Below are 25743 nucleotides of genomic sequence, written 5' to 3'. Positions count from 1 at the left end.
GGCCTGATCTGCATCCGCCGCCCCGGCGAGAGCCTGCTCGGCTGGTCGTGGTGCTCGGCGTCTACCTGATCGCGGAGGGCGTCATCCGGATCATCCTCGCCATCGGCTCCGACGGGCGCCGCTGGTGGGGCGTCGCGCTCGGTGCGCTGGACGCCATCGTCGGCATCGTGATCATGGCCTGGCCGGAGATCGGGCTTGTCACGCTCGCCGTCTTCTTCGCGCTCACCATGCTGTTCCGCGGCGCCTTCGCCATCGTCACCGGCTTCAAGCTGCGGGGCCTTCGCAACGTCGAAGACGCCTCTGGGAAGCGCACCGCGTTCGCCTAGAGCGGGGGCGAGGCTCCACGGTCTCGCGCCTGGAAGTAGAGGAACATCGAGATCGCGAAGCCGATCACGCCGACGACGATGAGGATCGTGCCGACCACCTGCAGGTCGATGCCGGCCAGGTCGGCGGTGACGGCGAAGCGCAGGATCGCTCCGACCGCGACCAGGAACAGGGACGCGCCGAGGCTCATGACGGCAGCCTCCGCACCTCGAGCAGCTCCAGCCCGGCGGCCAGGATGCGCTCCAACGCGCCGTGCAGCGCCGGACGGTCGGCAACCGCCCCGCGCAGCACCGTCGCCACCGGCGCAATCTCGGCGCGCAGGCCGAGGCGCTCGACGTCTTCAAGTGCGACCGGCCCCCGCACGCGGATCTCGAGGATCACCGGTCCGCCCCGGCGCGCGCAGTGGTGACGATGCGGGTGCCCAGCCGCAACGAGGAGCGCGTGCGTGCGGCAGCGGGCGGTGGTTGGGTCTGAGTCGCCATGCGGGACACCCTCGCGCCCACCGGTGTGAACCAGCGTCATCCTGACGGGATGAGGCATCGTCGCTCCACCTGCGCGCACGATGCCCGCCGTGCTCCAGTTCTTGCGCGACTGGCTCCAGCGCTTCGTGGCCGTACAGGGGATCGACCGCGCGATGGCGATCGCCGCGCAGTCCTACTCGGCCTTCCTGCCGCTCGTGATCGTTTACTCCGCCACGCTGCCACGCGGCGAGAACCAGGAGTTCGCGGACGTGCTCGTCAACCGCTTCGAGCTCACCGGCACGACGGCGGCGAGCGTCCGGCAGGCGTTCGCCCCCTCCGGCGCCGTGGAGTCCAGCCTCACCGTGCTCGGGGTCGTGCTCCTGCTCGTGAGCACGCTCAGCTTCACGCGCGGCCTGCAGCGCATGTACGAGGGCGCGTTCGAGCTGCCGACGCTCGGCATGCGCAACACAGCGCGCGCGCTCGCCTGGCTGCTGGTGGTCGCTGTTGTGATCCCCCTGCGGCCGCTCGTGACCGCCCCGTTCGGCGGCTGGCCGTTGGTGGCGCTCACGCTCACGATCAGCACGCTGCTGTGGCTGATCACGCCCTACCTGCTGCTCGGGCGCCGGGTCCGTCCCGTCCGGCTGCTGCCGGCCGCCCTCCTGGCCGCGATCGGCATGGCCGGGATCGGGGTGTGGTCGGTGATCTTCATGCCGCAGGCGCTCGCGAGCTCCGCGGCGCAGTACGGCGTGATCGGGATCGGCTTCGCGATGCTGACGTGGTTCGTGGCGGTCGCCGCCGTGCTGGTCGTCGCGACCACCGGCGGCGCCACGTTCGCGGACCGCTGGATCAGGTCGTGAGCGCTCCGATGTCGACTCACACACCATGCGTGCGCGGGTGACGGAGCCTCATGCACGCCGGGTGACGTGGCTCGGCCACGCCACCGTCCTGATCGAGGTGGGTGCCACGCGCCTGCTCACCGACCCGGTGCTGCGCGACCGCGTGATGCACCTCACGCGCCGCGTCCCCACGCCCGCGCATCCCGGCCGGCTCGACGCGGTCCTCATCAGCCACGTCCACCGCGACCACCTCGACCAGCCGTCGCTGCGGGGGCTGAGCACGACCGCGGTGACGCCGGTCGGCGCCGGCAAGTACCTGGACGCGGGCTACCACGTGCACGAGCTGCGCGCGGGCGAGACGGTCGACGTGGGTGCGACCGTCGAAGCGGTCCCGGCCTGGCACGACGGACGCCGGCGCCCCGGGCCGGGCGCCGAGGTGCTCGACACGCTCGGCTACCTCGTCGACGGCGTCTACTTCGCCGGCGACACCGACTTCGGCCCGGAGATGGAGGCGCTGCACGGCCGCGTGGACTGCGCGCTGATCCCGATCTGGGGCTGGGGGCCTTCACTCGGCCCCGGGCACCTCGACCCCGCCGGGGCCGCGCGGGTGGTCGATCTGATCGCGCCGCGGATCGCCGTGCCCATTCACTGGGGCACCTTCCTTCCGTTCGGGCTCGGCGGCCGTCACCGGCGGCTGCTCGTCGACCCTCCGCGCGAGTTCGCGCGCGCCGTCACTGGCGACACCCGCGTCGACATCCTGGCGCCTGGCGGGTCCGTCGAGCTGTAGCCCAGCGCCGAAAGACGCGGTGGACGGCGTCGGCGCCGATCACCGGCTGCTCCGTCCGTTCCAGGTCGCCGGGCGAGCACGAACGGGTGCGCGCGACGCGCGCGGCGGCATTCGGCCCGTACGGGGCGAGCGGGTCTTCGGTGTTGCTGCACGACCGAGCGATACCGCGCCGCATCGCGCCGGAGGTCCCGGCGCGATGGGCGGAGCGATCAGCGCACGCCGAGGAGCACTTCGACCAGGATCTGGTCGAGCTTCTCGTTGTAGAAGCCGCGGGTGGCGAGCTGGTCGAGGTTCTCCCACGTCGCCTCGGCCTTGAGCGTGTCGGCGCTGTCGCCGCCGGCGCTGCTGACGGCCAGCTCGGGCTGGGACGCGCCCTCGAGCGCCTCCTGGACCTCGGGCAGCGAGTCGAAGTGCGCGGCCTTCTCGGCCAGGGCGCGGTAGGTCGCCATGCAGCCGGACGCGAAGTCCCACACGCCCTCGGCGTTCTCGTTGCGGTAGGAGTGCGCGTCGAAGTGCAGCGGGCCGCTGTAGCCCGCGCGCTCGAGCAGGCGCACGAGCAGGAACGTCTCCTTGAGGTCCTCGGCGCCGAAGCGGAAGTCCTGGTCGTAGCGGCCGATGCGCTGCGAGTTGAGGTCGATGTGGAAGAGCTTGTTCGCCCACAGCGCGTGGCCGATGGCGTGGTGGAAGCTCAGGCCGGCCATCGTCTCGTGCGCGAACTCCGGGTTCACGCCCACCATCTCCGGGTGGTCGAGTGTCTCGATGAAGTGCAGCGCGTGGCCGACGGTCGGCAGGAAGATGTCGCCGCGCGGCTCGTTGGGCTTGGGCTCCATCGCGAACCGCAGGTCGTAGCCCTGGTCCTTGACGTAGTGGCTGAGGAGGTTGATCGCCTCGCGGTAGCGCTCGAGCGCGTCGCGCGGGTCCTTGGCGACGCCGACCTCGGTGCCCTCGCGGCCGCCCCAGAAGACGTAGACCTCGGCGTTGAGCTGGGCGGCGACGTCGATGAAGCGCATCGCCTTGCCGATGGCGGCGCGGCGGATGCCGCGGTCGTTGGACGTGAACGCGCCGTCCTTGAACGCCGGGTGGCCGAACAGGTTCGTCGTGGCCATGCCGACGCCCATGCCGGTCTGATCGAGCGCGTCCTTGAAGCGCGCGACGATCTTCTCCTTCTCGGCGTCGGACGACCCCATCGGGATCAGGTCGTCGTCGTGCAGGGAGACGCCCCAGGCGCCGAGCTCCGCCAACTTGTGGACCGAGTCGACGGGGTCGACCTCGGCGCGCGTCGGGCCGCCGAACGGGTCGCGGCCGGGGTTCCCCACCGTCCACAGGCCGAACGTGAACCGGTGGCCGGTCTGGCCTTCCTGGACGTTGGCGCTGCGCGGCTCTTCGATGGTGGACAACCGGGGTTCCTCCTGCCTGGGCATTCGTCTGACGGCCGAACTAATATCAGGACGCGGTCGGGAAGTGAAGGTGCGTGGGGTCCGGCGCCTGGTCGGGCCAGCGCGTCGTGACCACCTTGCCACGCGTGTAGAAACGCACGCCCTCGGGCCCGTGGATGTGGTGGTCGCCGAACAGCGAGTCCTTCCACCCACCGAAGCTGTAGAACGCCATCGGCACCGGGATCGGCACGTTGACGCCGATCATCCCCACCTTGACGCGCCGCTGAAACTCACGCGCGGCTTGTCCGGACGATGTGAAGATCGCCACGCCGTTGGCGTAGTTGTTCTCGTTGATGAGCTCGATCGCCTCGTCGAGCGTGTCCACGCGCAGCACGGTGAGCACGGGGCCGAAGATCTCGTCGCGGTAGACGCTCATGTCCGTGGTGACGTTGTCGATCAGCGTCGGGCCGACGAAGAAGCCGTCGCCCTCGACCTTGAGCTCGCGCCCGTCGACGACCACTTGGCCCTCGCCGCGGCCGATGTAGTCCTTGACGCGGTCGCGCGCCTCCGGGGAGACGAGCGGGCCCATCTCGGAGGTCGGCTCCAGCCCGGGGCCGACGGTCACGTTGAGCGCCTTCTGGCGCAGCTTCTCCACCAGCTCGTCGGCCGCGTCGCCGACCGCGACCGTGACGGAGATCGCCATGCAGCGCTGGCCGGCGGAGCCGTAGCCCGCGGCGATCAGCTGGTCGGAGGCGAACTCGAGATCGGCGTCCGGCATCACGATCGCGTGATTTTTCGCACCGCCGAGCGCCTGCACGCGCTTGCCGTTCTTGGACGCCCGCTCGTGGATGTAGCGCGCGATCGGCGTGGAGCCGACGAACGAGACGCCGTCCACGTCCGGGTGGTCGAGCAGCGCGTCGACCGCGACCTTGTCGCCGTGCACGACGTTGAACACACCGTCCGGGAGGCCGGCCTCGGCGTACAGCTCGGCGACCCGGTTGGAGACGGACGGGTCGCGCTCGGACGGCTTGAGCACGAACGTGTTGCCCGTGGCGATCGCGATCGGGTGCATCCACAGCGGCACCATGATCGGGAAGTTGAACGGCGTGATCCCCGCGCACACGCCCAACGGCTGGCGGAAGGAATGCAGGTCGATCCCGGTCGACACCTGGTCGGAGAACTCGCCCTTGGTGAGCTGCGCGATCCCGCACGCGAACTCGACCACCTCCATCCCGCGCACGACCTCGCCCTTGGCGTCCTCGACCGTCTTGCCGTGCTCGGCCGCGATCATCCGTGCCAGCTCATCCGTGTGCTCGACGAGCAGCTCCCGGAACGCGAACATGACGCGCGCGCGGCGCACGACGGACGTGTCCGCCCAGCTCGCGAACGCGGCGCGCGCGGCGCCCACGGCGGCGTCCACGTCCTGCGGCTCGGCCAGCAGCACGTTGCGCTGCACCTGGCCCGTGGCCGGGTCGTAGACGGGGCTGGTGCGCGTGGACGCGCCGGCGGTCTGCGCACCGCCGATGACGTGGTTGATCGTCTCCAGTGCGGTGGTGCTCATCCGGACAGGGTGGCACGCTGGTTTGAGCGGGGAGGTCTCGGGGAGGGCGGCAGCCCTTCCCGGTACGTTTCCAGGATGGACGTGTCGCAGCTCTTCTCGCAGCGCGCGCGGGCGGGAGTCGATCCCGAGCTCGCGATCATCCTCGCCGGGCCGCCGCCCGGCACGCTCGGCATGACCGGCGGGTTCCCGAACGCGGATGCGTTCCCGCAAGAGGAGCTGACCGAGATCACGGCGCGGCTGGTGCGCGACGAACCCGGGCTCGCGTTGCAGTACACGGCCAGCGCGGGCATCCCGAGCTTCCGTGAGTACCTGGTCGAGCGCACCGCCCGCTTGCAGGGGCGCGAGCCGGCGTACGAGGAGCTGATGGTCACCAGCGGCGGCATGGAGTGCCTGGACCTGCTGTGCCGCTCGCTGCTCGACGGGGGCGATCCCGTGGCCGTCGAAGGCCCCACGTACCTCGGCGCGATCATGGCCTTCCGCGACTACGGCGCGCAGGTGCACGGCGTGCCGATGGACGGCGACGGGCTCGAGGTCGACTGGCTGCGTGAGCGGCTCGACCGCGGCTTCCGGCCCAAGTTCCTCTATACGATCCCGGAGTTCCAGAACCCGTCCGGGCGGACGTTGTCGCTGGAGCGCCGGCGTGCGTTGATCGAGCTGTGCCGCGCGTACGGCGTGCTGATCGTGGAGGACGTGGCCTACCGCGAGCTCTCCTTCGACGGCTCGTCGCTGCCGTCGCTGTGGTCGCTGGGCCCGGACGTGGTCGTGCAGGCGGGCACGTTCTCGAAGATCTTCTGCCCGGGCACGCGGCTCGGCTGGGCGATCGGGCCGGCCCCGCTGATCGCGCAGTTGAGCTCCGCCAAGGGCGGCACGGACCAGTGCGCGGGCGCGCTGGGGCAGCGCATGGTCGAGGAGTACGGGCGCGCCGGGCTGTTCGGCAAGCGGCTCCCCCACGCCCGCGCGCTGTATGAGTCGCACTGGGTGGCGCTGTCCGCGGCGCTTTGCCGTCACATGCCCGAGGGGGTCGCGTGGAGCGAGCCGACGGGCGGCATGTTCACCTGGCTGCGGATGCCGGAAGGGCTGGACGCGCGCTCGCTGCGGCCGGCAGCCACGGAGGCTGGCGTGGCGTACGTGCCCGGCGCGCCGTTCTACGTCGACGGCGGCGGCGCGAACGAGATGCGGCTGTCCTTCAGCTCGCTGGACGAGCGGTCACTCGCGGTCGCGGCGGAGCGGCTCGCGGGCGTGATCGAGGAGGCGCTCAGCTCGTCAGCGACAGCAGCGACAGCGCCGCGATAGGCGCCAGCATCGCGGAGAGCACGGCGAGCGCCAGCCACAAGCGGCGGTGCCAGCGCTGGTCCGGGTTCATCCACGGCAGCAGCGCGGCCCACAGGAGCAGGGCCGCAGCGGGCGCGTAGACGATGCCGCCGATGAAGAACGCGAGGACGCTCCAGAGCGCGTAGAGCAGCCCGAGCCCGCCCGCGAGTGAGCGGAACGCAAGCGGGTGCCGGCGCAGGGCGAGCAGGACCACGGGCGGGCAGCCGAGCACCAGCACGTACGCGAGGTCGCCGGCCGTCGCGCCCTCGGCGGCGACCAGCACGACCAGCGCAGCGTTGAGGGTCAGCGCCCCGATCGCGAGCGCGCGATTCGCGGGGCCGAGTTCGAGCCGGGCGCGGCAGGCGTGCGCGAGTCCCACGTTCGTGAGCGTACCCGCAGCGCTTCGCGCTATTCGCCGAGCGCGGCGCGCAGGTAACGCTCGGGCGCGTCGAGGAAGCCGCGCATCAGCCGCACGGCGTCGAGGTCGTCGTACTCGGTCTCGGCGAACTGATGGTCCTCGGAGAGCTCGTAGATCTTCGCGCCGGGCACGGCGAGCAGGATCGGCGAGTGCGTCGCGATGACGAACTGCGCGCCCGCGCGGGCCGCGTTCGCGATCACCGTGACGAGGGCGAGCGCGCCCGTGACCGACAGCGCCGCTTCCGGCTCGTCGAGAATGAATAGCCCCTCGCCGCCGAAGCGGTTGGACGCCAGCGCGAGGAACGACTGGCCGTGCGACTGCTGGTGCAGCGGGACGTCGCCGTACAGCGACAGGTCGGGCGAGTACTGGCCCTCGCGATCCACGAACTCGGCGACGTTGAAGAAGCTCTCGGCGCGCAGGAAGTACCCGATCCGCGGGCGTGACCAGCGATCCACGACCGGCTCGATGAACCCCTTGTAGATCGCGCTCGGCACGGCGGGCAGCTCCCCGAGCCGCTCGAGCTCGCCGCCCTGCTCGTCGAAGCCCATCGCGGCCGCGCACGCCTCGATCACCGTCGACTTGCCGCTGCCGTTGTCGCCCGCGAGCAGCGTGACGGGCTGCTCGAACGACATCTGGTCGACGTGCGCGAGCACCGTGTAGAGGTGCTCGTACTGCTCATAGCGCGGCTCGTTCGTCGTCTTGAGCGCGTGCAGGTACGGACCGGGCCCGAAACGCCGGATGTCGCGCCGCCTCCTAGTCATCGGTGTCGCGGCACTCGGAGGCCGCGACACGCGTGCCCTCGGGCTCGAGCGCGAACAGGACGAGCACCCAGACGCCGAACGCGAGCAGGCCGTAGCCGAGCCATTGCCAGCGGGTCCCGGTGTCCTGGCGGCCCTGCGCGGCGGTCGCCATCCCGCTCACCGCGGCCTTGCCCGAGATGTACAGACCGGGAAGTGCGACCAGCGCCTGCCCGCCGGCCCACAGCGGGCGGGCGGCGTAACACAGGCCGTCGGACTCGTACGGCTGCAGGCCGAACAGCAACAGCAGGAACGCGGCGGCCGACCACGGCAGCAGGCCGAAGAGCAGCAGCAACGAGAAGAGACCGAGCGCGGCGCGGTTCATGAGGCTGGAAGTTGATCACGAACGGCGGCGAGCAGGGCCCGGGTGCTCGGCCGGCGCTCGTCGGTGGTGCGGATGACGGCGTAGATCGTGCGGCTGAACGGGACGGGCGTGGCGGGCGTTCCCGGCGGCAGCACGAGGCGCGGGAGGAGCGTGACGGCGAGGCCGCGGGCGGCGAGCGCGAGCGCGACGTTGGCGTCGTTGGAGCGGTGGCGGATGTCGGGGTCGAAGCCGCCGTGCTCGCGGCAGACGCGGCGCAGGCTCTCCTCCCACGACATGCCCGGGTGACCCGCGGCCCAGTGCGCGTCGTAGAGCTCCTCGAGCGGGCGGTCGCTGCCGACCAGCATGAGCGGGTCGCGCAGCAGCGGATGGCGGGTGAGATTGTCCTGCAGGCGCCACGGGTGGTGGTCCCACTCGTCGCCGAGCACGACGTCGAGGTCGCCGAGGGCGAGCATCGGCAGCGCGTGCTCGGGCTCGGCCTCGATCAGCTCGCAGCGCAGACGGGGAGCGGTGGTGCGCAGCTCGGCGATCGCGGGCAGCGCGAGCTTGAAGGCGGCCGACTGGAAGGCGGCGATCCGGCCGCGACCGGCGATCTCGTTCGCGGCGGCCGCGAGGTCGGCCTCGGCGAGCGCGGCGCGTTCGAGCAGCGCGTCGGCGTGCTCGGCCAGCACGAGGCCAGGGTCGGTGAGCCGGACGCCGCGGCCCGCCTTCTCGATCAGCTTCACGCCCGCCTCGCGCTCGAGCATCGCCAGCTGCTGGGAGACCGCGGACGGCGTGAACTGCAGCGCGTCGGCGACGGCGGCGATCGTCCCGCGCTCGTGCAGCTCGCGCAGGAGGCGGAGGCGGCGCAGCTCCAGCATTCGGTAGCGACTCTACCGGTTCCCGTGAAGGAATCGGAGTCGATCCTTGCCGGTATGCGCGGGAGAGTGCAGCCATGTTCTTCTGCCTCGCTTCCGGCGCCACGTTCGGCGCGATGGCCGTGTTCGGCAAGCTCGCCTACGCCGAGGGCGCGACCGTGGGCACGCTGCTCGCGCTGCGCTTCCTGTTCGCGTCCGGCCTGTTCTGGGCGGGCGGCGCGGGCCGGTCGCTGCCCGCGCGACGGGACGTGCTGATCGCGCTCGGCCTGGGCGCCGGCGGCTACGCGCTCCAGGCCGGGCTGTACTTCACGGCGCTGCCGCGGATCGACGCGGGCGTGCTCTCGCTGCTCGTGTTCACGTTCCCGATCATCGTCGCGGTGGCGGCGGTCGCGCTGGGGCGCGAGCGGCTGACGCGACGGCGCGCGCTCGCGCTCGGCGCCTCCTCCGCCGGGTTGGTGCTCGTGGTGGGCGGCGCGGGCGCGCTGGATCCGGTCGGCGTGGCGCTCGGGCTCGGCGCGGCCGTTGTCTACAGCGGCTACATCCTCGTCAGCGAGAGCGTGGCGAAGCGCATGTCGCCGCTGACGCTCGCCGCGCTCGTGTGCACGGGCGCGGCGGGCGCGCTGACCGTCGGCACCGTGCTCGTCGGCCAGTTCCAGCCCGGCGAGTTGACGGTGGCGGGCTGGTGGTGGCTGCTGTGCCTGGCGGGCGTGTCGACGGTCGCCGCGATCGCGCTGTTCTTCGCCGGGCTGGCGCGCGTCGGCCCGACCCGCTCGGCGATCCTCGCGACGGTCGAGCCGCTGGTGACGGTGATCCTCGCCTTCGTCGTGTTCGGCGAGACGATCGGGCTCGCGGGCGTGCTCGGCGGCGGGCTCGTGCTGGCCGCGGTCTTGCTGGTGCAGACCGGCGACCGTTAGGCTCGCGCTCGTTGGAGCTGCTTGAGCGAGACGACGAGCGGGCGACGTTGGAGGCGGCGATCGCGTCCGGCGGCGTCGTCGTCGTGCTCGGCGAGGCGGGCATCGGCAAGACCGCGCTGGTCGCGTCCGTCGCCCACGGCCGCCACGCGCTGTGGGGCGCCTGCGACCCGCTCATCACCCCGCGCCCGCTCGGCCCGCTGCGTGACGTCGCCGGCCAGGTCGGCGGCGCGTTCGCGACCGCGGTCGCCGAGGGCTCGCGCGAGGACGTGCTCGCCGCCGCCCGCGCCGCCCTTGAGGACGCCGCGCTGCTGGTGATCGAGGACCTGCACTGGGCCGACGACGCCACGCTGGACGTGATCGCGCTGCTCGGCCGCCGCCTCACGCCCGGTGGCGCCGGGTGCCTCGTCCTCACCGCGCGGCCCGACGCCCGGCGCGAGGTCCGGCGCGTGTTGTCCTCGCTGCCCGCCGCCCGCATCGAGCCGCGCGCCCTCTCCCCCGCCGCCGTCGCGCGCCTCGCCGGCCGCGACGCGCCCGACCTGCACGCGGTCACCGGCGGCAACCCGTTCTTCGTCACCGAGGCGCTCGCGGCGGGCGGGGACGGCGTGCCCGCGAGCGTGCGGGACGCGGTCGAGCTGCGGGTCGGCGCGCTGTCGGACCGTGCGCGGGCGGTGGTCGAGCTGTGCGCGGTGGTGCCGGGCGCGACCGAGCTGTGGCTGATCGCCGAGCCGGCGGCCGCGATCGACGAGTGCATCGCCGCCGGCCTGCTGCAGATGCAGGGCGACGCGCTCGCGTTCCGGCACGACCTCGCGCGGCGGGCGGTCGAGGACAGCCTGCCGCCGATGGAGCGGCGCGTGCTCGACCGGCGCGTGCTGGCGGCGCTCGAGTTCGCCGGCCACGACGATCCCGCGCAGCTCGCGCACCACGCGCGGCGCACAGGCGACGCCGAGGCGATCCTGCGCCTCGCCCCGCCGGCCGCGCGGGCGGCGGGCGCGGCGCACCGGCAGGCGCTGGAGCAGTGGGAGGCGGCGGTCGCGGCGGGCGCGGGCGAGGAGGCGCTGGAGGGCGTCGCGGTCGAGGCGTACCTGAGCGGCTGGCCGGAGCGCGGGATCGAGGCGCGCCGGCGCCTGATCGAGCTCCACGCCGGAGATCCGTGCCGGCACGGCGACGACCTGCGCTGGCTCTCGCGCCTGCTGTGGTGGTCGGGGCGCGGCGAGGAGGCGGTCGCGGCGGGCGACGAGGCGATCGCGATCCTCGAGCCGCTCGGCGCCACGCGCGAGCTGGCGATGGCGCTCAGCGCGCAGTCGCAACTGGCGATGCTGCACGACGACCTCGAGCGCTCGATCGTCCTCGGCGAGCGCGCCGCCGCGATGGCGCGCGAGCTGGGTGACGTCGAGACGGTCGTGCACGCGCTCACCAACGTCGGAACGGCGTTGATCGGTGGGCCGGAGACCGAACGCGGCCGCGCGCTGCTCGCGGAGGCGATCGAGCTCACCCGCGACGACGACAACCGCTGCCGCGCGCTGATCAACCGCGCGACCGCGACGCTCTCCCGCCGCCGCGGGGATCCGCGCCTGATCGCCGACCTCGACGCCGCGCTCGCGTTCGCGCAGGAGCGCGAGCTCGACGGCTACGCGCAGTACGCGCTCGGCGTGCGCGCGGTGGTGCGGCTGTTCCTCGGCGACCCGCCCGCGGCCGAGGCGGACGCCCGCGCTTCGCTCGCGCTGGGCGAGCAACGCGGCGTGAGCCTCTGCCCCGCGCTGATCACGCTCGGCCGCATCCGCGCGCGCCGCGGCGATCCGGACGCCGGCACCACGCTCGAGGAGGCCTGGCGCGTCGCGACCGCGGCCGGCGAGCTGCAGCGCATCGCCCCGACGGTCGCCGCGCTCGCCGAGCACGCGTGGCTCGACGGCGCGCTGGAGGACCGCGTGCCGATGCTCGAGACCACGTACGCGCTCGCCGACGCGCGCGACCACCACTGGAGCCGCGCCGAGCTCGCCCACTGGCTGCGGCGCGCCGGGCGCGACATCCCGCCGCACCCGGACGACCCCGCGCCGTACGCGCTCGCGGCCGCCGGCGACTGGCGCGCGGCGGCCGCGGCGTGGGAGGAGATCGGGTACGTCTTCGACGCCGCCAACGCACTCGCCGAGGCGGGCGACGTCGAGGCGCTCGCGACCTACGACCGGCTCGGTGCCACGCGCGTCGCCGCGCACTTCCGGCGGGAGCTCCGAGCGCGCGGGGTGAAGAAGATCCCGCGCGGTCCGCGCGCGGCCGCCCGCGAGCACGCCGACGGGCTCACCCCGCGCGAGACCGAGGTGCTCGCGCAACTGCGTACCGGAGCGACGAACGCCGAGATCGCCGAAGCGCTCGTGATCTCGCCCAAGACCGTCGACCATCACGTGTCGTCCGTGCTCGGCAAGCTCGGCGTGTCGTCGCGCAGAGAGCTAGCCGCGCGTCCCGGTTGACAGCAGGTAGGCCATCTCGAAGCGGGCGGGCTCGCCGGGCTCGGCGAGGTTCCACTCGTCGCAGAAGGCGTCCAGCGCGGCGTCGAACTCGGCCTCGCGGCCCTCGCGGACGGCGTTGGCGCGGATCGAGATCGTCGGGCCGTAGCGGGCCTTGAACAGCGCGCCGTAGTCGCGCGCCTGCTCGAAGCAGGTGATCTCGAGCACCTCGCGGCGCATCGTCTTCCACTCGACGCGGTCGCCGAACAGCTTGCGCAGATGCCCTTCTCCACCCCACAGCGGCGGAGCGGAGGCGCCGGGCGGGGGCGGCGGCGCGTACGGGGCCATGGTGCGGAACAGCGCGCCGAGCATGCCGTCGGGCGCCCAGCTCAGCAGGCCGACGGTTCCGCCGACGCGCGTCACGCGCACGAGCTCGTCCGCGGCGTCCTGGTGGTGCGGCGCGAACATGACGCCGATCGCGGACATGACGACGTCGAAGGACTCGTCCTCGAACGGGAGCGCCTCGGCGTCGGCGGTCACCCACTCGATCGGCAGGTCCGTGCGGGCGGCGCCCGCGGCCAGCAGCTCCGGCGTGAGGTCGGAAGCGGTCACGTGCGCGCCGCGCTCGGCGGCCGGGATCGAGGCGTTGCCCGTGCCGGCGGCGACGTCCAGCACGCGGGCGCCGGGCTGAATGGCGATGGCGTCGACGAGCCGCGGGCCGAGCGGCGTCAGGAAGGTCTCGACCATCCCGGGGTAGTCGCCGCTGGCCCACATGGCGGCGTGCTTGGCCTTGAGCCCAGAGGAAGGAATCGTGGTCATGCCGCGAAGCTACGGCCGGAAGCTTCGCGGCACATCGGGAGCTGCTCCCTATCTTGCGTTCGAGGTCCCTACGAGGGTCCGTCCGACGAAGTCGACCGCGGCCGGGACGTGCGCCGGATCGATGTGGTGGGCGGCGTCGGACTCGTGGTACTCGACGTCCAGCCCGCCCGCGACCAGCAACTCGTTCGCCCGCCGCGCGAAGCCGACCTCCATCACCGGGTCCTGCCGCCCGTGCGCGATGAAGACGTGCGGCCGCTTGGCCAGGTCCGGCTGCCAGTCGTCGACGACCGGGATGAAGCCCGAGAAGGCCAGGATGCCGGCCGGCGCCGGGCGGTCGGCGCCCAGGCCGAGCGAGTACGACATCACCGAGCCCATCGAGAACCCGCCGAAGATCGTGCGCTCGGGCGCGATCCCGGTCCGCCTCCACAGCTCGTCGTGGAACTGCGACAGCTCCCGGTAGGCGTTGTGGAACGTGTCGTGGTCGGGGTAGCCGACCCGCGGCACCACGTACCAGTGGTAGCCCGGCCAGCCGCCCAGCGTCAGCGGCGCGCGCGGGGTGACCACGTGCAGCCGCCGCTCCGGGTCCAGCGTGTCGCCGAGGGAGAGCAGGTCGTGCTCGTCGGCACCGCGGCCGTGGTGGAGGATCAGCAGGCCCTCGGCCTCGCCGGCAGAAGGCCGCTCGTCATACAAAAGGCTCACACCAGCTCCTTCGAACGCGGGTTGACGACCGGGCGCAGGACCTTCTCCAGCTGCGGGCGCAGGTGCTCGTGCTGGGAGGGCAGCCGCAGCGCCTCACCCAGCGACTCGGGCGCTTCGTCGACCGCGAAGCCCGGCGAGAGGGTCGCGATCTCGAACAGGATGCCGCGCGGCTCGCCGAAGTAGATCGACTGGAAGTAGTCGCGGTCGCGGACGTCGCTCACGCCCAGGCCGGCCTCGGCCACCCTCGCCTGCCACGCCAGGTGGTCCTCGTCGCGCGAGGCCCACGCGATGTGGTGCACGGTGCCGGCGCCCATCAGCGCGCGCTCGGCCGGCGGCGCGTCGTAGGCCCACCGGAACCCCGGCAGGGTGAAGTCGTCGCCGTCGGTGCCGAAGCCCAGCAGCTCGGTGAGCACCGGGTGCGGCCCGGTCTGCCCGTAGGCTCGCGCGCCCACGATCCCCGTGATGGCGAACGCCTCGGGGATCTCCGGATGCACCGCGCGCCGCGGCTCGGCGTCGCTGATCACCAGCTCGAACCGCAGCGCGTCGTAGTCCTCGAAGCGCACCACATCGCCGGAGCGTTCCCCACCGAGCCGCGCGGCCCAGAACTCCAGCGCCTCACCGGAAGCCACACCCAGCTGGATCGTGTGGATCTGCCCGGCGCCCGCGCGGCCGCGGCGCGCGCCCGCGAACTCGAACCAGGTGAGGATCGTGCCGGGCGTCCCGGCCTCGTCGCCGAAGTACAGGTGGTAGGCGTCCGGCGCGTCGAAGTTGACCGTCTTCTTCACGAGCCGCAGCCCGAGCGTGTCGGCGTAGAAGTCGACGTTCTTCTGGGCGTCGCCGGTGATCATCGTGATGTGGTGCAGGCCCTGGAGTTCCATGCTCGCGTCCCCGTTCTCAAGTAGTTGCACGAACAACTATAGCGCCACCTCGCCAGAAATCAACGTCACCGCGCCGCCGCCGACCCACACGACACCCTCGTCGTCTCGGGACACGTGAATCCGCCCCGCGCGGCCGAGCGCGGTGCCCTGGCACGCGACGTAGGGCGCGCTTGCGCGGCCCGTCGCCAGCAGCCATTCCGCCACGGAGGCGTTGAGCGACCCCGTCACCGGGTCCTCGACCGTTGCGCCGTTGAGCGGGAAGAACGCGCGCAGCTCCCAGTCCTCCGCTCCGCCCGGGCCGACCACGCCCAGGTCGAAGTCGACGAACCCCGGCTCGAGCGCCAGCACCGCTTCGGCACTCGAGAGCAGCACCGCCATCCACCCCGGCCCGTTGTCGGCCCACTGCGCGTCCACGATGTCCTCCCGCGCGATCCGCAGCACGTCGGCCGCGTGCCGCACGTCCGCCTCCTCGACCGGGCCCGAGCGGATCAGCGGCGGCGCCGCGAACGCCAGGCGGCCTTCGTCGCGCCGCACCCGGACGAGCCCGGCCCCGCACTCCTGCAGCACGTCCTCACCCGCCGGCACGCCGCCCGCCTCCAACCACGCGTGGCAGGTGCCGAGCGTCGGATGGCCGGCGAACGGGAGCTCCTGCGTGGGCGTGAAGATCCGCACCCGGTAGTCGCCGCCCTCGGTCGGTGGGAGCACGAACGTCGTCTCGGAGAGGTTCGTCCACTGCGCGAAGCGCTGCATCGCCTCGGTGGACACGCCGTCGGCGTCGAGCACGACGGCGACCGGATTCCCGTAGTACGGCCGGGTGGTGAAGACATCCACTTGCTTGAACGCGCGAGCCATACCGGTAGCGTGCCGGGTCGTATGCCGCCGGGGCTTGACGTGCGCACGACGCACGAGGACAGGACCACCACGGTGGTGGTGGTCGGAGAGGTCGATCTGCTCACCTCGGTGCGGCTCAACCGCGAGCTCCAGATCGCGTTCGAGGCCGAGCCCGAGTGGCTGCGGATCGACCTCTCGGAGGTCGCCTTCATGGACACCACGGGCGTCGCGGTGCTGCTCAAGGCGCGCCGGCAGGCGCTGGAGGCGGGCTGCCGCTTCACGGTCAAAGCGGCTTCCCCCACCATCCAGCGCCTGCTCGAGATCACCGGGCTGGCGACGCTCCTCGGCGAGTAGCGCTCACGGCGTCGTCGTCGAGAGCGTGAACGTCAGCGTGCGGCTGTAGCGGCCGGTGCGCAGCGGCTCGCTCGCGCCGATCGCCTGCTTGAACGTCACGTCGATGTCTTCCTTGCCGACCGGCCCGGTCCACGCCGCCTTCCCGAGCTCCACGCGCAGCGGCTCGCGCAGCGCGTACGCACCGTTGGCCAGATGGCCGGGCTCGGAGACCGAGAGCGCGGCGTCACCCGCGGTGGAGGTGACCGTCGCGGTCGTGTTCGCCGTGTACTCGGCCGCCACGCCTGGGACGAACGGGGCGAAGGTCGCCGACCCGACCGCGAGCGACAGCACGGCCGGCACCTCGCCGCCTACGCCGACGTCGACCGGCGGCGCCTCGAACACGCAGCCCTGAGCCGTCGCCCACTCGCGCACGCTCTCGGCGGTCACGCCGCCGCGCGTGGACAGCAGGTGGCAGCCCGCGCCGACCTCGACCGGGAACCGGCCCGGCAGCGTGACCACCGCCGTGCTGTTGGCCGGCACCTTCACGGCGAGGTCGAGGCCGGACGGCAGCTGCTCGAACGCGGCGCCGACCTCGCCTCGCACCGTCGGCGTCGTGCCCGCCGCGCGCGTGAGCCCGCCCGGCTGTGGCTTGACGCTGAAACGCTTGTAGCCCGGCTCGAGCGCCTCGATCCCGAGCGCGCCGCGGTACACCAGGTACGCGGGCGAAGCCGACCACGGGTGCGAGAACGTCGTGTTGGACTTCAGCGCCGGGTCCCACGCCTCCATCGGCGAGCCCGCGCCCTGCTCGATGATGTGCAGCCACGAGCGCTGGCCGGTGCTGGTCATCAGGCGCACGGCGTCCTCGGCGCGGCCGCCGTCGTAGAGCGCGTCGATCAGGAAGTTCGCGCAGAAGACGCTGCACGCGATGCCGCGCTCGGCGATGTACTGCGTCGCCGGGCCGAGCTGCTCGGGACCGGCGACGCCCATCGCCACCGCGAACACGCTCGCGTGCACGGAGGCGTGGCTCGCGGTGAGCCCGTCCTTGTAGCGGCCGTTCTCGAACAGGTGCGTGTTGATGGCGGCCTTGAGCCGCGTCGCGGCCGCCGACCACGTCGCGGCGTCCTCGGTCTTGTCCAGCGCGGCGGCGATCTGCGCCATGTCCGCCAGCGCCTTGTACGACCAGGCGTTGATGACCGTGTTGACGTTGGAGAACACGTAGCCGTCGCGTTCGCCCTGCGGCCAGTCGACGAGGTCGCCGTTGGCCTGCGAGCTGTTGCCCGGCTCCTTCTGCACGAGGCCGTCGCTCGCGCGGATCCAGCGCATCGGCACGAACCCCTTCAGGTCCTCGTAGTAGTCGGCGACGGCCTTCAGATCGCCCGTGTTGCGCCAGTACTCGTGGGCGGAGAGGATGCTGGCCAGCCGCCATTCCGTCGGCCAGGTCTCATTCACGGCGAGCCACTGCAGCGTGTGCTTGGAGAGCGTCCAGTCGCCGTCGGTGTAGCCCTGGATGAGCATGTGGATGAGGTTGTCGCCCTCGTACGGGGCGCGCTCGCGGGACGGCGAGTCCAGGTGCAGGTCGAGGTTGAGCTCGCGCACGCCCTCGCGGTTGAAGTCGACGACCTTGTCCAGGTCGGCGTTGGATGACGACCACGACGACGCGTTCGGGTCGAACGGGTACACGAGCGACGCGGCCTGGATGTCCTCCGGCTCGGCCCCGATGATCTCGGCGTAGCGGAACACGCGGTAGCCCCACGGGCTGAGGGTCTGCGTGCCGGGGCGCAGCGTCCAGACGTCGCGGTAGGTGTTGCCGGTCCGCATCGTGTGGTCGACGGTGGTCGCGTCGGTGAGCTCCTCGCCGTAGCGCAGCTCGACCGTCCCGGGCCCGCTCAGCCTCAGCTGCATCCCGCCCACGACGGTCCGGCCGAAGTCCACGAAGTAGTGCTTGTCGGCCTTCTTGACCACGCGCACGGGCGCGCGCAGCCGCTGTTCGACGTTCGCCGCGGGCGTGCCCGTCAACCCTTGGATGGCGGTCTTCGCGGTAGCGTCGGCCCACGCCGCGTCGTCGAAGGCGGGCGTGTCGAACCCGCTCGGATAGGCGCGCGCGTCGATGTTCTCCACCGGCGCGGCGTAGTAGCTGGTGCCGACCGAGCCGGCCTGCGGGAGTGCGACCTCGCCCGAGAGCGCCTTCCAGCTCGTGTCCGAGTTGACCACCTCGCGCGTGCCGTCCGCGTAGGCGATCACGAGCTGGGCGATGAACTTCTTGTCGGTCGTCGTGTAGGCGAGCGCGCCGAGCGCGTTGTCGCCGGGCTGCAGGAACGGCGTGACGTCGTAGGCGTTGTACATCGTCTGCGTCGCGTTGTTGATCGCGCGCGTGGGCCCGACGCCGACCACCTTGCCGTTGAGCGAGAGCTTGAAGACGTACTGGCGGGCGGGCTCGGTCGAGCGCCCGGAGACGTACGCCGTGGCCCACGCGATCGGCTTGTCGGCGACGCGGAACGCCTTGCGCAGGAAGGCCCAGTTGTCGGTGACGCCGTAGGCGCAGTCGCGCGCGGTGCCGACCACGAGCTCGCCGTTGCTGACCGAGCCGCACGCGAAGTCCGTGCCGGCCGAGGTGAAGTCGTTGCTGTAGAGCACGCGGTCGCCGGTGACCTTGACGTTGTCGAAGCGCGCGGACTCGGTCATGCCGTGCCGGAAGCCGATCGACCCGGCCGGGTTGCGCGCGTCCACCGTCGTGTCCACGAGCACGTCGTCGATGTAGGTGCGGATGGTCGAGCCGGCGGCGTTGATGCGCAGCTTGTGCTTGGTGTTGAGCCCGATCGTCATCGGCAGCTTGACGGCCTTCAGCTGCGAGTAGGTGCCGTTGACCTGCACGTGGGGGCGCAGCTCGTTGGAGGCGTCGCCGCGGATCTGCCACATGAAGGCGTTGGGGCCGTTGACGCGGAACTTGACGCCGGCGGCGACGGTGGTGACGGTGAAGTCGAGCTCGACGTCGTAGTCGGAGCCGAGGACCGGCGCGGAGGACCAGATGGGCGTCGCGGTCCAGCTCGACTTGACCGCGGTCCCGAAGCTCGCCGGCGGCGCGTAGGCGGAGGCGCGGTCGCCGTCGAACGTGCGGACGGTCCAGTACAGGCGCGTGGCGGCGGGCAGCGGCGGGCCGCCGTAGGGCACGTTCACGGACTCGCTCGAGGTCACCTTCCCCGAGTCCCAGACGTCCCCCAGCCTCTGCGGGCTCGTGCCGACCTTGACCTGGTACGCGTCACCGGCGCCGTGCCATCCGAGCAGCGGCGCCGCGGCTTCAACCGCCAGCGGTTGTGTCTGGTGCTCGACCGTCAGGCCGGCCGGTGTCGCAGCCATCGCGCCGGCCGGGCAGGCCAAAACGATCACCGCAGCGATCAGAACTCTCCTCATTGAGGAGCTATTCGATCAGGAAAGACGCTTAAGCGCCAGGTCTCGCGAGGGCGCGACGCGCAGGAACTCCCCGAGCCCGCTCAGGTCGAGCAGCCGGGCGAGCTTGCCACCCGGCGGCGCGACGAGCGCGGCTCTGCCGCCGTTGATCTCGACCTCCCGCACCGCGCCGACGAGGGCCCGCAGCCCGGTCGAGTCGCAGAACGCCAGCTCCGACAGGTCCAGCACGACGCGCATGCGGCGCCGCACGCCGGCGACGGCTCCCACCGTCCGGCACAGACGTCCCGCGGTCGACAGGTCGAGCTCACCGCGAACCCGGATGACGGGCACGGGCCCGTCGAGGATCTCCGCGGTCAGCGGCGGGGTGGTTGGGGCGGCCACAGAGGTCTAGTACCCCGTCTGCGGCCGCCCGCATCGTCACGGGTTCGTCGTCGCGAGCGCGAAGGTGAGCGTCTGGGCGTAGGTGCCGGTGCGCAGCGGCTCGGTGCGGCCGATGCGCTGGCGGAACGTGACGTCGACGGCCTCGTTGCTCGTCGGCGCGGTCCAGCTCGTCTTGGCCAGCTCCACCCGCAGCGGGTCGGTGAGCGAGAACGCGCCGTTGGTCAGGTGGCCGGGATCGGAGACGCTGAGCGTCGCGTCGCCGGCGCTCGACGTGACGATGGCGGTCGTGGTCGCCGTGTAGTCCTGCTCGACGCCCGGCGTGAAGGCCGGGAACGCCGCACCGCCGACGCTGAGCGCGAGCGTGGCGGGGACGCTCCCGCCGACGGTCCCGGTCGCCGTGACGGGCGCGATCGCCCCGGCGCGGACCGCTGCCGCATGCCCGCCGACGATCGGCAGGTCGATCTTGCTCAGCTTCGTGTTGAGCGTGACCGTCGTGCCGGTGGTGCCGTTGCGCTGCAGCGCGTTGAGGTTGGCGATGATGACGACGCCGATCCGGTGGCCCTTCGGGAACGTGTAGTCCACCGGCATGATCGGGAAGCGGAAGCGGTACTCCGTGCCCGGCGTGTTGGTGACGTCGTAGTACAGCGACTCGCGGTTGGACGAGTCCAGGATGCCGCGCGAGACGCGCCAGCCCTGGGTCTCGGAGACCGTCACGGTGGGCTTGATCGGCTGCTGGTAGCAGGAGTCCCAGTCCATCACCTGGCCGTCCGGGCCGGTGCGCGTGGAGCTCGGGCCCCAGCAGTCGCTCGGCGCGTTCGCGGGCGTGGAGATGCCGTCACCCGAGCGTGTGATCTGGGTGGACGCGCCGTAGTCGACGAGCAGCGCGGTGAGGTTGGACTGCGGCTTGTCGAGGGAGGCGCGCAGGTCGATCACCGGCGAGCCGGAGACGCGCACGTCCTCGGTGAGCGGGCCGGACACGAACACGCGGCGGTTGGTCTGCGTGGTGCCGGCCGCGAGGTTCATCGCGTTGGCCTCGTTCATGTTCGCCAGGTCGGTGAACTGGAGCGTGTCCGTCTTGCCGCCGGTCTGGCCGCCGAGCGTGCCGGCGGACGACGCCGTGTCGCCCTGCAGGTAGATCGGGGTGCTCACGCTGCCGGGGAGCGGCCAGTCGGCGTACTTGCCCCAGGTGTCCTTGGTGTCCTCGATGTCGACCCGTGGCTCCTCCATGATCCCGTTCTGGACGCCGTAGAGCCAGTGGTCGAACCAGGCGTGCAGCTGGCGCATCCACTCGGCGCGGTTGGTCATGAACGGGTCGATGTGGCCCTCGCGGCACAGCCACAGCTTGCGCGGGACGTTGTGCTGCGCGAGCGCGTGCCACCACTCGGTGGTCTGGTCCGGGTCGACGTTGTCGTCCTGCAGGCAGTGCGTGGCGAACACGGACGCCTTGACCTTGGAGGCGTCCGGGCGGTAGTTGCGCTCGTCCCAGAACGCGTTCATGTTGCCGTCGGCGTCGCCGTCGAGCAGGGACATGTCGTCGCGGACCGCGGCGCACAGCGCGCGGCGGGGCTCGTCCGTGACGAAGTTGGCCAGCCACGCCGGGTAGTGGGCGGTGCCACCGATGATCCCGCCCATGCGGCTGTAGTCGTACCAGGAGCTGATCGCGGCGATCGGGACGATCGTGGTCAGGCCCTCGACGCCGGTCGCCGCCACCGCGTTGGGCAGCGTGCCGTTGTAGGAGCGGCCGATCATCGCCGCCTTCTTGCTGTGCCAGGTGGCCGTGACGGGCGCGCCGGCCTTGTCGTAGCCCGGGATGCGGCCGTTGAGCCAGTCGATCACGACCTTGGTGGACTGCACGTCCTCCTTGCCGCCGTTGGTCGCGCAGCCGGTGGAGTTCGCCGTGCCGCCCATCTCGGCCAGGATCACGGCGTACCCGCGCGGCACGAAGAAGTTGTCGTACCACAGCGGCCAGCGGTCGTTGATGCCGTCGCCGTCCAGGTCGCCGATGCACTCACCGACGAACTGGCCGCACGCGCTCGTGTAGTACGGGCTCGGCGCGATGATCGCCGGCACGTCCTTCGCCAGCTCTTTCGGCCGCATGATCTCGATCGCGGTGCGGTCCTCCGTGCCGTCGCGGTCGGCGTCCAGGCCGTTCGGGATGTACACCCGCTCGCGGATGGCTCCGTCGTAGTCGTACTGCGGCGTCGTCTGCGCCTGCGCCGTCGACGCGCACGCCGCCATCGCGAGCAGCAACGCACCCACCAGTCGCTTCATGTGTCCCCCCGGGAGTTGTGGCCTCCTCCGGCGCGGACTGTCTCAGAAGGCGTCCGCGTTGTCGCGCGCCCAGGCACGAAATGAGCCGGCCGGGCGACCCGTGACGGTCAGCACGGTGTCGGTGACGGTCTCCGGCTGCGCGATGAAGCGCTCCCACGTGTCCAGCGCGGCGTCGGTGGCGTCGCCGAAGACGGGCACCAGGGCGTCACGGGCAGCGTCGCGCGGCTGCTCCTCCCAGCGCACGGGCATGCCGATGGCCTCGCCGATGAGGCGGACCTGCTCCGCCTGCCTGACGGCTTCCGGGCCGGTGATGACGTGCGTCGCGCCGGCGTGGCGCTCGGTGAGCGCGCGGGCGGCGACGGCGGCGAGGTCGCGCTCGTCGATCAGCGAGCGGGCGGCCTGGCCGAACGGCCACCGCACGACGCCGGAACGGATCTGGTCGGCCCAGATCAACGTGTTCTTGGCGAAGCCGGTCGGGCGCAGGAACGTCCACTCCAGGCGCGTGGCCCGGATGCGTGCCTCGATCTCGCCCCACACCGATGCGGGGGTCGCCGACTCGGACGAGAGGTAGACGACGTGGCCGGTGCGGGTCGCGAGCGCGTCGATCACCGCGTCGGCGCCGTCGGGCGTGAAGAACGGCCACAGCAGGAAGACGGCGTCGGCGGAGACGAACTCGGCGTCCCGGATGTCGCCCTGGAAGCGGACGACGTCGTGCTCGTGCAGCAGCGGGACCAGCGCGCGACCGACCGTGCCGCCGGAGCCGACGACGAGGATCTTCATCGGACCTCCAGCAGCGTCTTGCCGAGCACGCTGCGGTCGGCGATCGCGGCGTGGGCCGCGGCCGCGTCCTCGAGTGGGACGGACTGGCCGATCACGGGCTCGACCTCACGCTCGGCGAGCGCGTGCAGCGCGCGCGTGGTGGCCGCACGCCAGTCGACCGGCGTCTCGATGCCGAAGAACTCGACGTCGTCCCGGCGGGCGGGAAAGTCGCCGCTGGCCGCGCCATAGGCGTGGAAGCGCCCGCCCGAGGCGGTGATCGCGAGCGCGGCGGTGCCGGGGTCGCCGCCCGCGCCGTCGAAGACGATGTCCAGCTCGCCGAGCCCGTCCGTCCAGCCGGGCTCCGAGTAGTCGACGGTCGTGTGGGCACCGCGGGACCGAGCCAGCTCGAGCTTCTCGGCACCGCGGGCGGCGGCGATCACGGTGGCGCCGGCGGCGCGCAGCAGCGGCACGAGCCAGACGCCGATCCCGCCGGCCGCCGCGGTCACGAGCGCGCGGTCGCCCGGCCGGACCGGCGTGTGTCCGAGACGGCTGAAGGCCATCATGCCGTCGTGCAGGGCGGCGAGCGCGTCGGCGCTCCTGACCCCGGCGGGGACGTCGAACACCATGTCGGCGGGCGCGGCGGCGAGCTCCGCGTACCCACCGCCGCTGTACGCGCCGGAGCGCGAGGTGCCGGCGATCACGCGGCGGCCGTCGATGGTTCCCGCCACGCCGACACCCGGCACGAACGGCGGCTCGACCGCGAAGAAGTCCCGTCCCCAACCGGCGCGGAGCTGCGTGTCCAGGAACAGCACCTCGGCCAGTTCGACCTCGATCAGGACCTCGCCCTCGGTTGGCGTCGGCTCGGGCCGCTGCCTGGGCTCCAGGACCTCGGGCGGTCCGAAGCGGGTGACCTCGATGGCGCGCATGGCTCAGCTCCTAACGGACTCGATTTGTCCGTTCACCGTAGCTGATCGGACTAGGATTGTCCGTTCATGCGAGGTCGTGAGGCTGAAGCGCGGCGCAACGACGAGCGCGTGCTGCAGGCGGCGCTGGAGGTCTACGCGCGCGATCCGGCGGCGCCGATGTCGGCCGTGGCGCGGCGCGCGGGCGTCGGGCAGGCGACGCTCTACCGCCGCTACCGGTCCAAGGAGGAGCTGCTCGCCCGAGTCTGCGAGGACGGCATGGAGCGCATCCGCGACGCCGCGCTGGCCGCCGCCGGCGCCGCCGACCCGTTCGAGGCGATCGCCGGGTTCCTGCGCTGGTATCGGAGCTCGGGCACGACCCAGCTGTCGAGCCTGCTCGGGATGTTCGAGCCGGTCGAGGCACAGTTCGTGCTCGCGCGCGAAGGCAACGAGGCGGTGCAGGCGCTCGTGGACCGGGCGGTCGCGGCGGGCACGATGCGCGCGGACGTCAGCGGCGCCGACCTCAGCCTGCTCGTCGCAGGGCTGGCCGGGATGGACGAGCGCTACCTGGAGCTCGTGCTGCAGGCGCTGGCGCTGGTCGACGCGCCGCCGTTGCCGGGCCGCCCGCTGGCGCCGGCGGACATCGAGCGGCCGTGGCGCGACGCTATGCCGGACGGAACGTGAGCTGTGGGACCTCGCGGGCGAAGTCGGCGAAGTGGGTGCTGTGCGGTGGCAGCTCGCCGACGATCGTCGCGGTCAGCCGGTAGTTCGCCAATGCCTGGACGATCTCGCCGGCGACGCCGCTGGAGAGGTCGAAGAACGCGGGGTCCAGCTCGCTCACCGGGATCGTGTCGCCGGACGCGTAGATGCGCTCGATGATGTCGGCTGAAGTGCTGATCATCCCGTGGAGACTCCGGCTTCGGCGAACGTGTGCATGCCGTCGTGGGCGGCGGCGGCGAGCTTGAGGATGGCGAGCGCGGCCGCGGCGCCGCTGGCCTCGCCGAGGCGCATCTGCAGGTCGAGGATCGGGTTCAAATCCAGATGGGCGAGCAGCTTCGTGTGCGCCGGCTCGGGCGAGCGGTGGCCGGCCACCAGGCGCGGCTTGAGGTCGGGCGCGATCGCGGCGGCGACCGCCGCGGCGGCGGTGGCGATCACGCCGTCGCACACGTAGCCGAGCCCGTAGCGGCCCGCGCCGAGCGCGAGCCCGGTGAGCAGGGCGATCTCGCCGCCGCCCAGGGAGGCGAGGGCAGCGAGGGCGGTCCTGGACTCGTCGCGGGCGAGCGCGCGCCGCACCACCTCGGCCTTGCGCTGCACGCCCTCGGGGTCCAGGCCCGTGCCGGGCCCGGTCAGCTCGGCCGGATCGCCCCCGGTCAGCCAGCAGGCGAGGGCGGTCGCGGGCGTCGTGTTGCCGATGCCCATCTCGCCGCCGGCGAGGATCGTGAGGCCGTCGTTGTGCGCGGTGGCGGCGAGCTTCATGCCGACCTTGATGGCGTGGCGGACGTCGTCCTGGCTGAGCGCGGGCTCATTGGCGAGGTTCGCGCTCGGCTTCAGGCCGGTGTGGACGACGTCGAGGTGGGTCGTGCTCGCGTTCACCCCGGCGTCGACGCAGACCAGATCCGCTTGCGTCTCGCGGGCCAGCGTGGACACGGCGCCGCCGCCGGAGAGGAACGTCGCGAGCATCTGGGCGGTGACCTCGGGCGGGAACGCGCTGACGCCCTCGGCCGCGACGCCGTGGTCGGCCGCCGCGACGACGATCCGCGCACGCACCTTGGGCCGCTCCTCACCGGTGACGCCGGCGAGCCAGAGCGCGAGCTCCTCCAGCCGGCCCAGGCTGCCGGGCGGTTTGACGAGCTGGGACTGACGCTCGCGGGCGGCGGCGATCGCGGTTTCGCTGACGGGTTGGATCTCGACGTTCACGGCTGCGCAGTATGCTCGGGCCGTCAGCCGCGAGGGTGCGGGGAAGCCGGTGAGAGTCCGGCGCGGTCGCGCCACTGTGACCGGGAAGCCAATTCCCGGGAGCCAGAACGCCGTCCCTTTCGCGGGTCCCCCACCGACGGGACGCG

Annotated in this window: 27 protein-coding genes and 1 riboswitch; of the genes, 8 read left to right on the top strand and 19 right to left on the bottom strand. The window is 72.4% G+C overall.

Translation table 11 applies throughout. The features are described from left to right. Nucleotides 1–50 precede the first annotated feature (50 nt). Nucleotides 51–326 carry a DUF308 domain-containing protein gene (locus tag OJ962_RS04840; protein ID WP_202953683.1) on the top strand — a complete coding sequence of 92 codons (276 nt, stop codon included), beginning with the start codon at nucleotides 51–53 and terminating at the stop codon, nucleotides 324–326. On the opposite strand, the gene OJ962_RS04835 is transcribed toward OJ962_RS04840, so the two are convergent. Beyond that, the gene (locus OJ962_RS04835; protein WP_202953682.1) at nucleotides 323–514 is read right to left on the bottom strand and encodes a DUF6458 family protein; all 192 of its coding nucleotides are present in this window, start codon (nucleotides 512–514) and stop codon (nucleotides 323–325) included. The genes OJ962_RS04840 and OJ962_RS04835 overlap by 4 nt on opposite strands. Then, nucleotides 511–705 carry a hypothetical protein gene (locus OJ962_RS04830; RefSeq protein ID WP_270006214.1) on the bottom strand — a complete coding sequence of 65 codons (195 nt, stop codon included), beginning with the start codon at nucleotides 703–705 and terminating at the stop codon, nucleotides 511–513. The genes OJ962_RS04835 and OJ962_RS04830 overlap by 4 nt, the downstream gene beginning before the upstream one ends. A gap of 190 nt (nucleotides 706–895) precedes the next feature. Between OJ962_RS04830 and OJ962_RS04825 the strand changes: the two genes are divergently transcribed. Further along, nucleotides 896–1642 carry a hypothetical protein gene (locus OJ962_RS04825; protein ID WP_202953680.1) on the top strand — a complete coding sequence of 249 codons (747 nt, stop codon included), beginning with the start codon at nucleotides 896–898 and terminating at the stop codon, nucleotides 1640–1642. A 37-nt stretch (nucleotides 1643–1679) separates the two neighbouring features. Next, complete coding sequence (locus OJ962_RS04820; protein WP_202953679.1) at nucleotides 1680–2408, top strand: MBL fold metallo-hydrolase; 729 nt, start codon at nucleotides 1680–1682, stop codon at nucleotides 2406–2408. A 209-nt stretch (nucleotides 2409–2617) separates the two neighbouring features. On the opposite strand, the gene xylA is transcribed toward OJ962_RS04820, so the two are convergent. Together xylA and OJ962_RS04810 are read right to left on the bottom strand one after the other, a co-directional pair. Continuing rightward, nucleotides 2618–3805 carry a xylose isomerase gene (xylA, locus tag OJ962_RS04815; RefSeq protein WP_238931339.1) on the bottom strand — a complete coding sequence of 396 codons (1188 nt, stop codon included), beginning with the start codon at nucleotides 3803–3805 and terminating at the stop codon, nucleotides 2618–2620. Between the two features lie 46 nt (nucleotides 3806–3851). Continuing rightward, nucleotides 3852–5330, bottom strand: coding sequence for a CoA-acylating methylmalonate-semialdehyde dehydrogenase (locus OJ962_RS04810; protein ID WP_202954289.1), 1479 nt, complete (start codon nucleotides 5328–5330; stop codon nucleotides 3852–3854). 90 nt (nucleotides 5331–5420) lie between these two features. Here OJ962_RS04810 and OJ962_RS04805 point away from each other — a divergent pair, with 90 nt between their 5' ends. Then, entirely contained in the window at nucleotides 5421–6638 is a 1218-nt protein-coding gene (locus tag OJ962_RS04805; RefSeq protein ID WP_202953677.1) for an aminotransferase-like domain-containing protein, read from the top strand. Here the strand turns inward: OJ962_RS04805 and OJ962_RS04800 are convergent. From OJ962_RS04800 to OJ962_RS04785, 4 genes are read right to left on the bottom strand one after another with little or no spacing between them, the layout of a single operon-like run. Beyond that, nucleotides 6601–7035: a hypothetical protein gene (locus tag OJ962_RS04800; RefSeq protein WP_202953676.1), complete on the bottom strand. Its 435-nt coding sequence runs from the start codon at nucleotides 7033–7035 to the stop codon at nucleotides 6601–6603. The two genes, OJ962_RS04805 and OJ962_RS04800, sit on opposite strands and share 38 nt — an antisense overlap. Nucleotides 7036–7064: 29 nt before the next feature. Next, a complete protein-coding gene (locus OJ962_RS04795; RefSeq protein WP_202953675.1) occupies nucleotides 7065–7835 on the bottom strand; it encodes an AAA family ATPase in 771 nt (256 codons plus the stop codon). After that, on the bottom strand, nucleotides 7828–8196 hold the full coding sequence (locus OJ962_RS04790; RefSeq protein WP_202953674.1) for a hypothetical protein: 369 nt from the start codon (nucleotides 8194–8196) through the stop codon (nucleotides 7828–7830). The genes OJ962_RS04795 and OJ962_RS04790 overlap by 8 nt, the downstream gene beginning before the upstream one ends. After that, the gene (locus OJ962_RS04785; RefSeq protein WP_202953673.1) at nucleotides 8193–9053 is read right to left on the bottom strand and encodes a LysR family transcriptional regulator; all 861 of its coding nucleotides are present in this window, start codon (nucleotides 9051–9053) and stop codon (nucleotides 8193–8195) included. Before OJ962_RS04785 ends, OJ962_RS04790 begins: the two co-directional genes overlap by 4 nt. A 74-nt stretch (nucleotides 9054–9127) precedes the next feature. Between OJ962_RS04785 and OJ962_RS04780 the strand changes: the two genes are divergently transcribed. Further along, nucleotides 9128–9964: a DMT family transporter gene (locus tag OJ962_RS04780; RefSeq protein WP_202953672.1), complete on the top strand. Its 837-nt coding sequence runs from the start codon at nucleotides 9128–9130 to the stop codon at nucleotides 9962–9964. 11 nt (nucleotides 9965–9975) lie between these two features. Then, complete coding sequence (locus tag OJ962_RS04775; protein WP_202953671.1) at nucleotides 9976–12426, top strand: helix-turn-helix transcriptional regulator; 2451 nt, start codon at nucleotides 9976–9978, stop codon at nucleotides 12424–12426. Here OJ962_RS04775 and OJ962_RS04770 read toward each other — a convergent pair. From OJ962_RS04770 to OJ962_RS04755, 4 genes are read right to left on the bottom strand one after another with little or no spacing between them, the layout of a single operon-like run. Then, nucleotides 12406–13221, bottom strand: a complete 816-nt coding sequence (locus tag OJ962_RS04770) for a class I SAM-dependent methyltransferase (RefSeq protein WP_202953670.1) — start codon at nucleotides 13219–13221, stop codon at nucleotides 12406–12408. The genes OJ962_RS04775 and OJ962_RS04770 overlap by 21 nt on opposite strands. 48 nt (nucleotides 13222–13269) lie before the next feature. Continuing rightward, entirely contained in the window at nucleotides 13270–13920 is a 651-nt protein-coding gene (locus OJ962_RS04765; RefSeq protein WP_202953669.1) for an alpha/beta hydrolase, read from the bottom strand. Further along, nucleotides 13917–14798 carry a VOC family protein gene (locus tag OJ962_RS04760; protein WP_202953668.1) on the bottom strand — a complete coding sequence of 294 codons (882 nt, stop codon included), beginning with the start codon at nucleotides 14796–14798 and terminating at the stop codon, nucleotides 13917–13919. The genes OJ962_RS04765 and OJ962_RS04760 overlap by 4 nt, the downstream gene beginning before the upstream one ends. A 36-nt stretch (nucleotides 14799–14834) precedes the next feature. Continuing rightward, complete coding sequence (locus tag OJ962_RS04755; protein ID WP_202953667.1) at nucleotides 14835–15650, bottom strand: PhzF family phenazine biosynthesis protein; 816 nt, start codon at nucleotides 15648–15650, stop codon at nucleotides 14835–14837. A gap of 21 nt (nucleotides 15651–15671) precedes the next feature. On the opposite strand from OJ962_RS04755, the gene OJ962_RS04750 reads away from it, so the two are divergent. Then, the gene (locus tag OJ962_RS04750) at nucleotides 15672–15983 is read left to right on the top strand and encodes an STAS domain-containing protein (RefSeq protein WP_202953666.1); all 312 of its coding nucleotides are present in this window, start codon (nucleotides 15672–15674) and stop codon (nucleotides 15981–15983) included. Nucleotides 15984–15986: 3 nt separating this feature from the next. Here OJ962_RS04750 and OJ962_RS04745 read toward each other — a convergent pair whose 3' ends face one another. Genes OJ962_RS04745 through OJ962_RS04725 form a run of 5 tightly spaced genes read right to left on the bottom strand, consistent with a single transcriptional unit; the run spans nucleotide 15987 to nucleotide 23704 of the window. Next, complete coding sequence (locus OJ962_RS04745) at nucleotides 15987–19370, bottom strand: family 78 glycoside hydrolase catalytic domain (protein ID WP_202953665.1); 3384 nt, start codon at nucleotides 19368–19370, stop codon at nucleotides 15987–15989. Between the two features lie 15 nt (nucleotides 19371–19385). Then, a complete protein-coding gene (locus OJ962_RS04740; protein WP_202953664.1) occupies nucleotides 19386–19748 on the bottom strand; it encodes an STAS domain-containing protein in 363 nt (120 codons plus the stop codon). Between the two features lie 36 nt (nucleotides 19749–19784). Continuing rightward, nucleotides 19785–22019, bottom strand: coding sequence for a CocE/NonD family hydrolase (locus OJ962_RS04735; RefSeq protein WP_202953663.1), 2235 nt, complete (start codon nucleotides 22017–22019; stop codon nucleotides 19785–19787). A 42-nt stretch (nucleotides 22020–22061) separates the two neighbouring features. After that, entirely contained in the window at nucleotides 22062–22799 is a 738-nt protein-coding gene (locus OJ962_RS04730; RefSeq protein WP_202953662.1) for an SDR family oxidoreductase, read from the bottom strand. Further along, on the bottom strand, nucleotides 22796–23704 hold the full coding sequence (locus tag OJ962_RS04725) for a zinc-binding dehydrogenase (protein ID WP_202953661.1): 909 nt from the start codon (nucleotides 23702–23704) through the stop codon (nucleotides 22796–22798). Before OJ962_RS04725 ends, OJ962_RS04730 begins: the two co-directional genes overlap by 4 nt. 66 nt (nucleotides 23705–23770) lie before the next feature. Between OJ962_RS04725 and OJ962_RS04720 the strand changes: the two genes are divergently transcribed. Beyond that, nucleotides 23771–24364, top strand: coding sequence for a TetR/AcrR family transcriptional regulator (locus OJ962_RS04720; protein WP_202953660.1), 594 nt, complete (start codon nucleotides 23771–23773; stop codon nucleotides 24362–24364). On the opposite strand, the gene OJ962_RS04715 is transcribed toward OJ962_RS04720, so the two are convergent. Both OJ962_RS04715 and cobT read right to left on the bottom strand, forming a co-directional pair. Continuing rightward, entirely contained in the window at nucleotides 24345–24581 is a 237-nt protein-coding gene (locus OJ962_RS04715) for a DUF4180 domain-containing protein (protein ID WP_202953659.1), read from the bottom strand. The genes OJ962_RS04720 and OJ962_RS04715 overlap by 20 nt on opposite strands. Then, nucleotides 24578–25597: a nicotinate-nucleotide--dimethylbenzimidazole phosphoribosyltransferase gene (cobT, locus tag OJ962_RS04710; RefSeq protein ID WP_202953658.1), complete on the bottom strand. Its 1020-nt coding sequence runs from the start codon at nucleotides 25595–25597 to the stop codon at nucleotides 24578–24580. The genes OJ962_RS04715 and cobT overlap by 4 nt, the downstream gene beginning before the upstream one ends. A gap of 40 nt (nucleotides 25598–25637) precedes the next feature. Next, nucleotides 25638–25709, top strand: a riboswitch (cobalamin riboswitch). The last annotated feature ends 34 nt before the right edge of the window (nucleotides 25710–25743 follow it).

This window comes from Solirubrobacter deserti, assembly GCF_027587175.1.
In the GTDB taxonomy this organism is placed as follows: Bacteria; Actinomycetota; Thermoleophilia; order Solirubrobacterales; family Solirubrobacteraceae; genus Solirubrobacter; species Solirubrobacter deserti.
This window is presented reverse-complemented; position numbering and strand designations above follow the sequence as displayed.

What these genes read in the sequence shown, in the direction of transcription:
- OJ962_RS04745 (WP_202953665.1), bottom strand. Translation starts at nt 19,370, where the DNA reads ATGAGGAGAGTTCTGATCGCTGCGGTGATCGTTTTGGCCTGCCCGGCC.
- OJ962_RS04790 (WP_202953674.1), bottom strand. Translation starts at nt 8,196, where the DNA reads ATGAACCGCGCCGCGCTCGGTCTCTTCTCGTTGCTGCTGCTCTTCGGC.
- OJ962_RS04835 (WP_202953682.1), bottom strand. Translation starts at nt 514, where the DNA reads ATGAGCCTCGGCGCGTCCCTGTTCCTGGTCGCGGTCGGAGCGATCCTG.
- OJ962_RS04805 (WP_202953677.1), top strand. Translation starts at nt 5,421, where the DNA reads ATGGACGTGTCGCAGCTCTTCTCGCAGCGCGCGCGGGCGGGAGTCGAT.
- OJ962_RS04780 (WP_202953672.1), top strand. Translation starts at nt 9,128, where the DNA reads ATGTTCTTCTGCCTCGCTTCCGGCGCCACGTTCGGCGCGATGGCCGTG.
- OJ962_RS04725 (WP_202953661.1), bottom strand. Translation starts at nt 23,704, where the DNA reads ATGCGCGCCATCGAGGTCACCCGCTTCGGACCGCCCGAGGTCCTGGAG.
- OJ962_RS04760 (WP_202953668.1), bottom strand. Translation starts at nt 14,798, where the DNA reads ATGGAACTCCAGGGCCTGCACCACATCACGATGATCACCGGCGACGCC.
- OJ962_RS04785 (WP_202953673.1), bottom strand. Translation starts at nt 9,053, where the DNA reads ATGCTGGAGCTGCGCCGCCTCCGCCTCCTGCGCGAGCTGCACGAGCGC.
- OJ962_RS04770 (WP_202953670.1), bottom strand. Translation starts at nt 13,221, where the DNA reads ATGACCACGATTCCTTCCTCTGGGCTCAAGGCCAAGCACGCCGCCATG.
- OJ962_RS04755 (WP_202953667.1), bottom strand. Translation starts at nt 15,650, where the DNA reads ATGGCTCGCGCGTTCAAGCAAGTGGATGTCTTCACCACCCGGCCGTAC.
- OJ962_RS04795 (WP_202953675.1), bottom strand. Translation starts at nt 7,835, where the DNA reads ATGACTAGGAGGCGGCGCGACATCCGGCGTTTCGGGCCCGGTCCGTAC.
- OJ962_RS04730 (WP_202953662.1), bottom strand. Translation starts at nt 22,799, where the DNA reads ATGAAGATCCTCGTCGTCGGCTCCGGCGGCACGGTCGGTCGCGCGCTG.
- OJ962_RS04720 (WP_202953660.1), top strand. Translation starts at nt 23,771, where the DNA reads ATGCGAGGTCGTGAGGCTGAAGCGCGGCGCAACGACGAGCGCGTGCTG.
- OJ962_RS04715 (WP_202953659.1), bottom strand. Translation starts at nt 24,581, where the DNA reads ATGATCAGCACTTCAGCCGACATCATCGAGCGCATCTACGCGTCCGGC.
- OJ962_RS04735 (WP_202953663.1), bottom strand. Translation starts at nt 22,019, where the DNA reads ATGAAGCGACTGGTGGGTGCGTTGCTGCTCGCGATGGCGGCGTGCGCG.
- OJ962_RS04750 (WP_202953666.1), top strand. Translation starts at nt 15,672, where the DNA reads ATGCCGCCGGGGCTTGACGTGCGCACGACGCACGAGGACAGGACCACC.